Genomic DNA, 12,847 nt, shown 5'->3' on the forward strand with positions numbered 1-12,847 from the left:
CTGGCAACGATCGTTGTACTGGCTGCTTTATTGACAACCTGGTCGAGCGCGCTGGAGATTTCCGGACTATTATTTGCGTCTCCACTGTAGGACGCAACAATCGAGTTTGCTCCCACAGGGAGCGATGTTGTCGAATATTGGGCGACTCCGTTCGAGATCGCTTGCGCTGAACCGAGTGGAGTCGCGCCATCGAGAAACTGGACGGTACCGGTTGCGTCGGTGGGCACGTTCGCGACGAAGGTCACACTGGTCGTATAGGTGCTGGGATTGAGGGATGAAGTTATGCCGACAGTAGGGGCGGCCTTGTTAACCACCTGTGTGTAGGTCGCGGTTGTTTGTTGCGCCGGGACGGCGATGCATGACAGTAGCAACGCAAGAGGCAGCAATAGCCATTTCAATTTCATCAGTTCTCGCTCCTTAGTGGTAATTGGAATCACCCTGATAGGCTGCGGTGATAGAGTGCGTGCCGGCTACCAACGTCGAAGTCGTGATTGTCGCGACTCCAGAACTGTTGAGCGTCAAAGTCCCGAGGTTGGTCGCCCCATCGGTGATTTGAGCAAGGCCAGTTGGAACCGCGCCCCCTGCGACACCGGTGAAAGTGAAGGTGAACGTGACAGTCGCTCCATAACTGGATGGATTGACCGTAGAAGAAATGGAGATCCAGACAGCGGCTTTGTTCACCGTCAGAGTGGTAGAGCCAGTAGCGGTGGTGTAATCAGTCGAGTCGCTCGGGGTGAACGTCACAGACAGGGGTTGCGCGCCAGCGGCAAGTACTGTGCCAGCGGCAGGAGTGTAAACGAAAGTCCCGGTGACGCCTCCCGAGGTTGCATTCAGTTGCGTACCGCTCAATGCCGTCCCATAGGTGATCGCTGCGGGAGAGGCCCACGAAATCGTAGGTGTGTTCTTGGTGACAACAAAGGAGGCGGCCCCGCTCGTTGGATTGTTATTCGAGTCGCCAGAATAGTTGGCAACGATGCTGTATGGACCCACCGCCGTCCCATAATCAAAACCAGAGGCCGAGGCGGTCGAGCCTGAAAGTGTCGGTGTGGTCCAATAGGTGCCGTTGTAATAGAACGCAACTGTACCTGTCGCCCCATTGCCCACCGATGCAGTGCATGTCGTCAGTGGCCCTTGCTGAGAGTCAAAGGCGCTCGTATTAGGAGAGCAGGAGACCGAGATCGTGGGCGTGGCCTTATTGATGGTTACGGTGACTGGAGTTGCGCTGACGCTATTGTTCTTTGAGTCGCCGTTGTAGGTGGCCGTGATGACATAGCTGCCCGCACCGAGACCATTGAAACCCACTAGGGACGCTGTGCCGCCGGACAACGTTGGGGTTCCGAAGAAATTACCGTTCCACAATACCGATACTGTGCCGGTCGCTCCATTGCCCACGTTCACGGTACACGTGCCGGTCTGTGTGGCCCCGGCCTGATAGGTGATCGGGTTCGGCGAGCAAGAGAGGGAGATGGAGGGCGTTAACTTGGCTCCGCCAACAGCTCGAATGCGATCATTGGTTTCATCTGCAATATAGATATTCCCGGACGAATCTGCCTTAACATCTTGGGGAGAATTTAGTTCAGCATTTGTCGCCGCGCCTCCGTCTCCGGTAAATCCTGGAGTTCCTGTCCCAGCGGTTGTTGTAATCACTCCAGTTGACGCTGAGACTTCGCGAATTCGATTATTTCCGCTATCGACGATGTAGAGATTACCGTTGGCATCGATAGAAACTCCCATGGGAGCATTCAACTCAGCATCGATGGCAAGCCCGCCGTCGCCGGAGTAACCACCGGTTCCGTTTCCAGCAACAGTGCTGATAATTCCGGTCGCAGCAGTCACCTTTCGTATCCGGTTCGATCCAGCTTCGGCGATATACACATTTCCAGATGAATCGACCGCGACCCCTTCGGGATTTAACAGCCCTTTGCTAGTAGCAAGAGCACCATTGGGCACGTCATTTGGGTTGGCGGACTCACTTCCTGCGACCGTGTTAATTATTCCAGTCGATAGAGTTACTTTGCGCACAAGGCTGTCCCCGCCTCGATCAACGAGATAAATGTTTCCAGATGTATCGACGGCAATTTTGCCGATGCTGCTGTAGGCACCTGCGGTGGCAGAGTAGCCACTACACGTGTTAGGCGTTCCAACGCAGCCTTGGGTTGATCCGGTTGGAGATCCCGCAACTTCGTGCATGACGCCCGTCGAGGCTAATACTTCGTATAGGTAAAGCCCGTCCGAGATGAAGAGATTCCCAGAAGCATCTGCAGCAAGTCCTGAAACGGTTCCAAGTAGGTTCTCGGCCGTCCCTGTCGAGGCTGTCGTTGCGGGTATAACAGTGATGACTCCGGTCGACGCCGCAAGCTCACTGACCCCTCGACCGTAATTTGCCGCGCCTCCTATGTAGACATTCCCGGGCAGATCCACCGCTACAGACGTCGGATTGTAGAAAACGGCCCCGTTGCCATTTCCAGCGATGGTATTGATGATTCCGCTAGCAGGCAGTGGAATTGCCGAACTCATGGGCTTCAACGTCAACCGGCTAAACGAGGGGCTCATAACGCCTGCAGCCACAACCGACGACGTTTGAACACCCGTCTGAGATGTAGCTGCGACCTGGTAAGTCTGAATCTTGATCGTGCCAGTAGCACTGCTTTGCCCCGCTGGTAAGAAAGTGGCGGCAACTAGATTCGAGCCGCTGGTAGGGAAGGTGACCAAAGACGTGAAGTTATTTGTGTCTTGTTCGTACGCGATCGGGTAACTTCCGGAACCATCAGTGGCACATTGGGTGCCGACCCACTGTGATCCATTCAAGCTGCAATCGCTGTTTGCCCAGGGAGACAGGTTTTCTGAAGACACACCCTGCACGGTCGCGATCGCAACGCCATTGTCTGAGAAAGTGATGGATCCCGAGGGTGCGGTCAGAACGTTCGGGTTGCCACTGGATGTCTGCTGGACCGCAGCGCTGACCGTATAGGGCGCGCCAACCAGGAGGTTCGAGGCGGGAGTGATCGTGGGGCCAGCGATCAAGAAAGACGGCGTGCTTCCAGTTGCCGTCGTACTATCTGCAAGCACGATGGCAACTGTCTCAGAGACTCCAGCATTACTGCTGTCACCGCTGTAGGACACTTGCAGAATATTGGCGCCCTGGGACGGCTGAGGGTTGAATTCAGCGCTGCCGTTACCGAGGGTTTGTTGTAGTGTTGCAGTGCCGAGCTTCACCGTAACTGTGCCGGTAGGGATGATCGCGCCAGAGGAGTTCGCGGCGTTGGTCGTCAAAGAGAGCGCAGGCACGCCACCAGCAGCCGACAGCGTCGGGGCAACGGTTAAGGTGGTCTGTGCGGCATTCTGAAACACCAGCAATTGATTTTGACCGTTGCAGGTTGCAGCAGCGACCATATCTTGTCCAAGAGAGTATTTGATATTGATCATCCGACCCGAGGACAGCGACGTGACGCTGCAACCAGATGGAATCTCTAATGCAGTCGATTGCGTAAGAGCCGCCCGGTTCGCTTCATCAGTAAACACCGATACGCCAATGCCGCTCCCTGTGACGAGGTTCGCCACGGGATGCCCATCTACCTCGGCAACGTACAAGGTGGAGGCGTCCGATTGCGAAATGTAATTCAGCTGCGGCGAGAACGTGCCGGCGGTACTGTTCCAGAGAACGTCAACGCGGGAAACTGTTGGGTTGTAAGTCGAACTGGACCGCACCACGATATCCGCCAGTCCATCGCCATCGAGATCTCCTGGGGCGACATTCTGGATCACGCGACCACTATCCAGAGAACTCGGAACGGTCACGAAGCTGAAGCCACCCGTGCCATCGTTAGTACCGATGAGCAAATTGTTGGAACCTGAGCAAAAGATAAGAACGTCTGGAATGCCATCACCATTGAAATCCGCCGCGTAAAGTTGACACGTTGCGCCGAGATTAAGTTGCGGAGCGATCGCGATCGCGGTTCCAAATGAGCGGCCGCCCTGGCTTGGCAACAACATCAGTTGAAGAGGGGCAGACGGTGTCGCCGAAGAGATGACGAGCAAGTCGTCCATCAGCGTGCCTGAAAACCTCGCGGCAGCGACCGCTGTGACATTCCCACGCACAGGTTGTGCGGTAGAACTCAGGTACCCAGCGCCGTCGTTCGCGAAGAGCTCGAGATTATTTGCGGCTGTTATCGCCAATACATCGTTCGATTGCAACCCCAGCAGGTCCGCCGTAGCGATACGCGTTATCGCGTCGACGCCAGCAGGATAGAGGGTGGGAGCTTGCCAGGACTGTGCAACAGAAAAAGACGAGCAGGCAGGCAGCAGGCACAGAAAGATGGCCAGTCGGCAGACATGACGCATGCGTTAGCTCCGCAAAGTTAGAGTCGGCTACGTTTACGCAGTATACCGGATATCCCCGCCATGTCTAGCGTTTTACTCGTTGGCTTAATCACAGCGCAAGAAACCGCAGAAATGCCGTTACCATCGCTCACGGAAATCGTCAAGTATAGCCATCACAAGGAACGCTGCAGAGTCCCAAATAGGCGCGCTAGATAGCTAGAAACGTTTCGATATAGTATTGCCGCTATTGCATTGGCTACGGAGAGTACTAGCGAGTAACTATAGTGCGTAAGAATACTTGGGGCAGGTAACGATTACGCTTCTTACTTGTGCAATAATTTGACCTGTTTCATTGTTGAAAACCATGCCTTGGTTCTTCAGGAGCTAGAAGTGCAGACACTCAAAGAAAAAGCTGTGATTCAAATCCTCACACTTTTACCAGTGGATCATCCGCTGGTGCGTCGGAGAACATCCCGCTACTCACAACGAATGCAGGCAACACACAAATCGGTGAAGAGCTTCGCTCGCAAATCTGCGCACTCGCCAGTCTCATCGCTTCAACGAGACGGTCGCACCGACGCCGCGGCGCATATACCCAGACGGGCGTAGAGCGGTTGTGCTATGGGGTATAATGTGGTAAGTTATTGGCAAGAAAGTTGTTGGCCCTATACGCCACAAACGGGAACGAAAATGAAAATCAAAGCCACGAAACTTAAGCCACACGGGGAGATAAAGTCCACGGCGATCTCCCCAGAATTCCGGAAGAGCAAGATGGATCCAGGCAACAAAATCAGAAAGGTATGCACATCAGCGGACGAGTTAACATGGCAGAACATCCGGAATCTCAGTATCAAGCTCGAGATGACCAAGCTCGAATTGATTGCGAACCTTGTCGAGACAACCTACGCAAGCGATGCATACCGCAAGGAACTGGCCAAGTTTTATGTGGATTTTTGGCTTCGCCGGGATGAGCTCTTCAGTGGACCTGTTAGTCAGAACCGAATCAATCTCCCGGAACGGCATTTGGAAATGATCCGTCAAATGGGTTGGGCCATTACAGGCACAAGGAACCGCAGCGAATTTATCCGTCTTCTGGTGGCATTCTGGGCCTGGAAAAAGAATCTGCTCAAATTCACGACATAAAATCCAAACGTAAGAACCATTCAATTCAGCAATAAGAAGGGGCCGCGATCGCATGCGGCCTCTTCTTATTGGATTACTGATTTTGCTTTTCCCGCGAGGAACTTCAAGTTTAGCGTTGGGGTTCAAAACGGAAGAAGATGCCGGCGCCCACGGACCAATAGGCGGAACCAGAGGAGCCGAAGGGAAGGTACTGGTTTTCGATGTAGCCACGCGCGCCCCAACGAAGGAGCAGGCGGACATCGATGCCGTCGGTTAAAACTGTAGCAAGACCCGTTGTAGGGCTAGGTTGCAGGTACTGGTCACCGGTGGAAGTTGTGCGCGAGGCTCCAATCTGGAAAGAGCCGAAGGGTGCATACCGCCCGAACTGCCGCACATATCCCGCACCCGAGACATAGGTGACAAGCTTCTGCCCCAGAGGATTGCCGCTCTCGTTGTGGTAGGAACCAAGAATTTCCCATGGATAGTATTTGCGGTAGGCGTATTCAAAATTGACCCCGGAGAGCGTCACGCGTCGCCACGGGACAGCGGCAGCCTGCTGCTGTGTGATGGTGGCCCCAGGGGGGACCCACCCTGGCTGCGTGACCAGTCCATAGTCATCACGGGTATAGATCCAGGAAGCGGTGATTTGATTCGGCATCCAGGAGTAGCGAACCGGGGATACGGCGGGGAGCTGTGCGCAAGCCGGAACTGCAGCACAGCAGGAGAGAAGAATTCCCAGCATCCATTTCTTGCTTGTCAACGGTATCGTGGTCATTTTGGTTGTCTGTACCTCATCCGCACGACGGCGGCTTTCCAAATCGATGGGCGGGTTGTTCGTTCTGCGCGTGAGCTGCCAACTCCTGCAATTGCGCTGGGAAGCCAGTTGCCCTTGCGAGCGTGGATCTATGCCGGCGTGTGACAAAGAATACCCATGAGTGCAGTTCACAGATAGGCCTTTTACACCGGCAAATATAGATATACGCGATATACCCGATGTTGTAAATTGGAGTCATGGGTTACAAGGAGGCAGCATGGCGCGGTATCCGCAGAAGCAGCAATTGGGTGGGCAAAATCAGAACACCCGTATCCAGCGAGAAGCAATTCCAGACTGGAAGGCAAAGAACGTCAATCCGCAACGGCAGGTCTATCGATGCCCGATCTGCAATAGTCCGCAGCTCCGCAGCTTGTCCTCTGTCTACGGGCGCGGTGTGTATACGTCCGTGTCGCGGCGCGGGCGCTTGTTCAAGCGCGGATACACCACGAAGACTTCAAAATCGCTGCTCGCGGACAAATGCGCTCCGCCAGAGAAACGCCGGTATTCATTCGGCGTCCTTCTCATGGCCATTGCCATGGGGATTGAGTTTGTTCCGCTGGGCCCGCTCGAGCAATTCATTCCGCAGCAATACCCGACCGTGGCGGCCATGGTTTCTGGGTGGCTGGGCGTTTACCTCTTTGCGCGCGCCTGGTGGTGGAACTCCCGAACCTTCCCACGGCTATGGGACAAATGGCAGCGGTCTCTACTTTGCGAACGTTGCGGGACCATTTCGACGGTATAGAGACTGAGGCAGACTTCCGTCCCTCGACGCCTGTGTGGGTTTACGCATGAGATGAGTTTGGGAGCCCATAAGGTGAAACTCTTCTTGGGTTAGGGATGACCACACTCACGGGGTCGTAAACACCCATCAGTAGGAGCGGTGCCGGGAACGCCTTGCAGCAGGACAGCGTGTGGACCTGCTCCGGTGCTCCGCGTCGCTCGATGCGCCGATCCATATCTGCATGGGTGAGCGGCATTGCTCGAGGACAAAGCGACGCAGCCTGCGGCAATGGAGAAACTGCGGAAGAAGCCATCGAGATGCTGGAGCAGGATACTTCCGGTGGCGCGGCCGGCGCATTGCCGGAGAAGGCAGTGTAATCAGAGCCATCCTCTGCTGGACATGTACACACGCGGAGCAGTGCCCGATCGCTATTATTCGTTGGGGTTTTTCCACTGGCCTTCTGATTTTCTGAAAGTCTAGAAATTGGGTGAGCGCGACTGGCTTCCAAAATCAATATCTTTGAATTGTTACCCGTGCAAGTTATTAATTCTATTGACGTTCATGAAGATCGTGCAGGCTTTCATTTTGGAGCGGAGTACCATATTGAGATTGTCTACTTCCTACGCTCCCGAGGTCTCTTGAATGGTCTTGCAGCAGGAACTAATTGGGTCTTCCGCGATGAGAGCTGCCACCTCGAGTTCGCCTTTGAAGTCGTCAATGTAGTCCGCAAGCAACATCCGGAGATCTTTGACGCTCAACTGGAGGTAGACATTGTCGAGATGATGCGCGAAGCCGTGGACTGTGAGTTGCAGTTCGCCGAGGACCTGCTCTCCGGCGGCGTGGCCGGGCTCTCGGTTCGCGGAATGCAGCAATACCTGGAATACGTGACTGACTCCCGCGTTGTTCGATTGGGGATGAAGCCCATCTTTGGATCGAAAAACCCATTTGCATTCATGGAGCTGCAGGATGTGCAGGAGCTAACCAACTTCTTTGAACGCCGCGTCTCCGCCTATCAGGTTGCGGTCGCGTGAGAAGTCGCCTTCCACGAGGACTTCTAATCAGAGAGACGACGGAACTCAATTCCGCCGTCTCTCTTCACAAGCTATACTGGAAGCACTTCACGGTGCCTGATTGCGAGATCGGGCTGAAAAGGGAATCCGGTGAGAATCCGGAACTGCCCCGCAGCGGTAAACAGGAACAAACGCTTCGAGATAAGCACTGGTTCAGCCATGGACCGGGAAGCCGGAGCAAGTAGGTAGCCTGCAAGTCCGAAGACCTGCCGATGAGCCTGCCCATACCGGGCAAGGACGCACACGCCTCCGAGGGGAAGGCCGGGCGATGACAGCGTTTTCTCTCCACCGCTGTTTTTCCCTGTCGATCGCTCCGGGACCGGAAAGGTTCTAGGCTTATGAGCCATGATTCTCCGCAAGCTGCCCCCATGATCGAGATGGTCTTTCCCGATCAGACAAATCACTACGGCACGCTGTTCGGTGGCCATGCTCTGCCGTTGATGGACAAAGCCGTATTTGTGGCAGCCGCCTCGGGCTACTCACGGCGCACGGTCGTTACCGCCTGCTCGGAGCGGGTTGACTTCAAGAATGCCGTCCATCACAGAAACCTGATCGAGATGACCGCACCGTCATCTCGACCGGGCGAAGCTCGATGACCGTGGTTGTGACCCTCTTTGCGGCAAACCTCTTATCGGGTGAACGCAGGCCATGCGCTGAAGGCAGATTTGTGCTGGTTGTGCTGGATGAAGAAGGAAGACCAGTTACAGTGAAGGCTTTTACAACTGATGGATCGAAGGAGATCTAAATGAGTTTCGCGAAGGCAGGCAATCTTGGATTCCCCCGTATGGGTGGACAGCGTGAGTTGAAGTTCGCACTGGAAAGTTACTGGTCGGGAAAATCCGGGGAATCGTCTCTCGTCAACATTGCGCAAGATCTCCGCTCAAACCACTGGAGGCTACAGCGAGATGCCGGCATTGAGACCCCGCCTTCAAACGATTTCTCTCTCTATGACCATGTGCTCGACATGGCCGCTACGCTTGGGGCTGTCCCCGCAAGATTCATGCACACTGGAGGCCCGGTGACGCTCCAGACGTACTTCGCCATGGCGCGGGGAGCGCAGAATGCGAAGGCGATGGAGATGACCAAGTGGTTCGATACGAACTATCACTATGTAGTTCCCGAGTTCGAGCCGGGGATGCGCTATCAATTACTCTCCACGAAAGCTGTTGCCGATTACCTCGAAGCTAAGGCCCTCGGGATCGAGACACGACCGGTCTTGCTCGGACCTGCTTCCTTCGTTCTCCTCGGCAAGCCGACCGACGCAAGCGTTGCCCGCGGCCAGGTGCTCCAGGCAATCCTCCCTTTGTATGAAGAATTGCTCTCACGTCTTCAAGTCGTAGGTGCCGAGTGGGTTCAAATCGACGAGCCTTGCCTTTGCCTTGATCTCGATCACGATGCGGAAGAGATATTTCGTGAAGCCTACGAAGCCCTCTACAAACGATCGGGATTACCGAAGCTTATGCTCACGACCTATTTCGGCGAATTGGGAGCGAATCTGGATCTGGCCCTCTCCCTCGGGACAGCCGGCGTCCACATTGATCTTGTTCGGGCACCACAGCAGCTTACTGCGTTGCTGGCGAAGGCCCCGCGAGAACTTTACCTTTCGCTCGGGCTGGTCGATGGGCGCAATGTGTGGCGAACCGATCTCGGAAAGGCGGTGGCCCTGCTCGAATCCGCCACCACAGTGCTGGGAGTGGATCAGATTCGGGTAGCACCTTCCTGTTCATTGCTCCATGCACCGTTTGACCTTGATGCGGAACGGAAGCTCGACACGAGCGTTCGTAGTTGGATGGCCTTCGCAAAGCAGAAGCTTGCAGAAGTCGCACTCCTGGCGCACGCAATCAACGGCAGAGTTGTCATTCAAAATCAGCTCGACGAGAACGCACTGCTCATCGCGTCCCGAAAATCCTCCCCGCTAATTCACAAGCAGGAGGTGGAGCTGAGGGTTCGAGCCATCGACGGGCCAATGTTGCGCAGGCGCAATCCGTATCCAGTTCGCCGTGAGCAACAGGCAAGGGAGCTCTCTCTCCCGCTCCTTCCAACAACGACGATCGGTTCATTCCCGCAGACGGCCGAAGTTCGCAAAACACGGGCCGCCTTCCGCAACGGAAAGATCGATCAGCAGGCCTATGACACCTTTGTCGAAAAAGAAACCGAGCGCTGCATTCGATTCCAGGAGAGGATCGGGATCGATGTTCTTGTGCATGGAGAGTTTGAACGCAATGACATGGTCGAATATTTTGGAGAACAGCTTCACGGTTTTGTCTTCAGCGAGAATGGCTGGGTGCAGAGCTATGGATCGCGCTGTGTGAAACCGCCCATCATCTACGGTGATGTCTCGCGCCCCCATCCCATGACCGTCCGCTGGTCGACCTATGCCCAGTCTCTGAGTAAGTTACCAGTGAAGGGCATGCTGACAGGGCCAGTGACGATCCTGCAATGGTCCTTTGTGCGTGATGACCAGCCTCGTTCGCAGACTTGCCAGCAGATTGCTCTCGCGATTCGCGATGAGGTTGCCGATCTCGAAGCCGCCGGCATTAAGGTCATTCAGATCGACGAGCCTGCGATTCGCGAGGGATTGCCGCTCCGGCGTACAGACTGGCCGGAGTACCTGAATTGGAGCATCAAAGCGTTTCGCCTCGCCTCGTCCGGGGTCCGGGACAACACGCAGATTCATACCCACATGTGCTATTCGGAGTTCAACGACATTATCGACTCGATCGTCGAGATGGATGCGGATGTCATTTCGATCGAGTGCTCCCGTTCGCGGATGGAGCTGCTCGACGCCTTCCACCGCGTCCGCTACCCCAACGGAATAGGTCCCGGCGTCTATGATATCCACTCGCCGCGCATTCCAGAGGATGGAGAGATAAAAGACCTGTTGAACAAGGCCCTGGAGGTTCTTACGCCGCAGCAGCTCTGGGTCAATCCCGATTGCGGACTGAAGACCAGAGGCTGGAAGGAGGTCGAACTGGCACTCACGAACATGGTCGAAACGGCAGCGGGTTTGCGTACTGCAATCGAAGCGAAAACCTAGATCCTGCGGTCGCATTGGCGATACAAACTGTCGATTGGAAGCATTTGTAATTGTCGGATGTTGTAAGACGGGAGAGATGGAGGCGGTGTGACTCAGTGGTCTCAACTTCCAAGGCAATGGCATTCGATGGTTGCGGACAATCCGGACTCGGTCCTGCTTGAGACCTCGCGCTTCGATCCTGCAAACAGGCGGAGCTTTCTGTTCCTCAATCCAGTCCAGATAGTGTCGGCATGGAAGCCAGACGAAATACCAGCACTTTTTCGGCAGATTGAGGAAATGCTCGCCCACGGTCTTTATGTCGCTGGGTTCGTCGGCTATGAATGCGGATATCACTTCGAGTCCTTTGAAGGTGTCGCTCCCGCCCCATCCGAACTGCCGTTGGCATGGTTCGGCGTTTATCGCAACCCGCTGATCTATAACCACGAGAAGACGTGTCTGGAAAGCGATTCCTCGCCGCATCCCATTTACGAGTCCAGATACCTGCCTGATCGCCTTGTAGACGATGTTGCCCTCACGATCTCCGAGGAGAAGTATCGCGAGAAGATTCGACGGATCAAAGACTATATTCTCGCTGGCGATACTTATCAGGTGAACTTCACGGATTGCGTCGATCTGCAGATATCTGTCTCCGCCGCTGAAGCCTTTGCCATCCTGTCGCGCCACCAGCCCGTGGCCTACAGTGCTTTCCTGCGTGTCGCCGATCACCACATCCTTTCCTTATCGCCTGAGCTTTTCTTCAGGATTGACAATGGCAGAATCGTCACTCGTCCCATGAAGGGTACGATGCCCCGCGGCCTCGACTCCGCGGAAGATATTGAGGCAGCCGCTCGACTGCAAAGCGACGACAAGAATCGCGCCGAGCATGTCATGATCGTGGGTCTGCTCCGCAATGACCTTGGTCGCATCTGCACCATGGGAAGCGTCACCGTCGAGGATATCTTTTCCGTCGAGAAGTACAGAACCCTATTCCAGATGACCTCGACAATATCGGGTACGCTTCAACCGGGGATTGGATATTACGACATCTTCAGGAGTATGTTTCCAAGCGGTTCCATCACGGGTGCACCAAAGATCAGAACGATGCAAATTATTTGCGAGATGGAACAAAGGCCTCGTGGCATTTACACGGGAGCCATTGGTTTCATTTCTCCCGATCGATTCTCCGCCTTCAACGTTGCAATTCGAACGATTGTCCTGAAGGATGGGCAAGCCCGGATGGGTGTCGGCGGCGGGATTGTGGCGGACTCCCAGCCGGAAGACGAGTATCGAGAGTGCCTGTTGAAGGCGAACTTCCTCATCCGTCAGCGGCCAGAGTTTCAGCTCCTGGAGACCATGCTTTGGGATGGAGAGTTTGTCTTCCTCGCCATGCATTTGGATCGGATGGAATCGTCTGCGGCGTATTTTGAATTTCCCTTCGATCGCGCATTGATCGCCTCGCAGATCATCGAGCAATCGAACCAGTTTCAGCTTGGCAACCGGTATCGATTGAGATTGCTGCTGGATTCCACAGGCAAGATAACGATCACGGACACAAAGCAATCGCCTGACAGGTCGACCGGCTATGTCCGGCTCTCGCCGGAACGCACCTCTTCTGAGGATGCTTTCCTGCGGCACAAAACGACATGCCGCGAGCGATATGACCGGCTCTATGCAGAGGCCCGCGCCGACGGGTTCGATGAAATCCTCTTCCTGAACGAGAGGGAAGAGGTGACAGAGGGAGCTATCAGCAATATCTTCATCCTGCGCGAAGGCAGACTGTTCAC

The 12,847-nt window shown here is 55.0% G+C and carries 8 protein-coding genes, 2 pseudogenes and 1 riboswitch; of the genes and pseudogenes, 7 read left to right on the plus strand and 3 right to left on the minus strand.

Annotated elements, in window-relative coordinates; all coding sequences use genetic code 11:
* Positions 1-404: Ig-like domain-containing protein (locus ROO76_19620; GenBank protein MDT8070382.1), on the minus strand; the 404-nt coding region annotated here is incomplete at its 3' end.
* Positions 405-417: 13 nt separating this feature from the next.
* Positions 418-4,341, minus strand: coding sequence for an Ig-like domain repeat protein (locus ROO76_19625; protein ID MDT8070383.1), 3,924 nt, complete (start codon positions 4,339-4,341; stop codon positions 418-420).
* Between the two features lie 669 nt (positions 4,342-5,010).
* Between ROO76_19625 and ROO76_19630 the strand changes: the two genes are divergently transcribed.
* Positions 5,011-5,463 carry a hypothetical protein gene (locus ROO76_19630; protein MDT8070384.1) on the plus strand — a complete coding sequence of 151 codons (453 nt, stop codon included), beginning with the start codon at positions 5,011-5,013 and terminating at the stop codon, positions 5,461-5,463.
* A 109-nt stretch (positions 5,464-5,572) separates the two neighbouring features.
* On the opposite strand, the gene ROO76_19635 is transcribed toward ROO76_19630, so the two are convergent.
* The gene (locus tag ROO76_19635; GenBank protein ID MDT8070385.1) at positions 5,573-6,217 is read right to left on the minus strand and encodes a hypothetical protein; all 645 of its coding nucleotides are present in this window, start codon (positions 6,215-6,217) and stop codon (positions 5,573-5,575) included.
* Between the two features lie 256 nt (positions 6,218-6,473).
* Between ROO76_19635 and ROO76_19640 the strand changes: the two genes are divergently transcribed.
* From ROO76_19640 to pabB, 6 genes and pseudogenes are all read left to right on the plus strand, one after another.
* A complete protein-coding gene (locus tag ROO76_19640; protein ID MDT8070386.1) occupies positions 6,474-6,998 on the plus strand; it encodes a hypothetical protein in 525 nt (174 codons plus the stop codon).
* A 167-nt stretch (positions 6,999-7,165) separates the two neighbouring features.
* Positions 7,166-7,354, plus strand: coding sequence for a hypothetical protein (locus tag ROO76_19645; GenBank protein ID MDT8070387.1), 189 nt, complete (start codon positions 7,166-7,168; stop codon positions 7,352-7,354).
* A gap of 234 nt (positions 7,355-7,588) precedes the next feature.
* Positions 7,589-8,008, plus strand: a pseudogene (locus ROO76_19650) (ribonucleotide-diphosphate reductase subunit beta).
* A 73-nt stretch (positions 8,009-8,081) separates the two neighbouring features.
* Positions 8,082-8,276, plus strand: a riboswitch (cobalamin riboswitch).
* Between the two features lie 109 nt (positions 8,277-8,385).
* Positions 8,386-8,792 (plus strand): annotated as a pseudogene (locus ROO76_19655) (acyl-CoA thioesterase).
* Positions 8,793-11,084, plus strand: a complete 2,292-nt coding sequence (metE, locus tag ROO76_19660; protein ID MDT8070388.1) for a 5-methyltetrahydropteroyltriglutamate--homocysteine S-methyltransferase — start codon at positions 8,793-8,795, stop codon at positions 11,082-11,084. It begins immediately after the preceding pseudogene.
* Positions 11,085-11,171: 87 nt separating this feature from the next.
* Positions 11,172-12,847: aminodeoxychorismate synthase component I (gene pabB, locus ROO76_19665; GenBank protein ID MDT8070389.1), on the plus strand; the 1,676-nt coding region annotated here is incomplete at its 3' end.

The sequence above is a fragment of the Terriglobia bacterium genome (genome assembly GCA_032252755.1).
Taxonomy (GTDB): domain Bacteria; phylum Acidobacteriota; class Terriglobia; order Terriglobales; family Acidobacteriaceae; genus JAVUPY01.

What these genes read in the sequence shown, in the direction of transcription:
- ROO76_19625 (MDT8070383.1), bottom strand. Translation starts at nt 4,341, where the DNA reads ATGCGTCATGTCTGCCGACTGGCCATCTTTCTGTGCCTGCTGCCTGCC.
- ROO76_19630 (MDT8070384.1), top strand. Translation starts at nt 5,011, where the DNA reads ATGAAAATCAAAGCCACGAAACTTAAGCCACACGGGGAGATAAAGTCC.
- ROO76_19635 (MDT8070385.1), bottom strand. Translation starts at nt 6,217, where the DNA reads ATGACCACGATACCGTTGACAAGCAAGAAATGGATGCTGGGAATTCTT.
- ROO76_19640 (MDT8070386.1), top strand. Translation starts at nt 6,474, where the DNA reads ATGGCGCGGTATCCGCAGAAGCAGCAATTGGGTGGGCAAAATCAGAAC.
- metE (MDT8070388.1), top strand. Translation starts at nt 8,793, where the DNA reads ATGAGTTTCGCGAAGGCAGGCAATCTTGGATTCCCCCGTATGGGTGGA.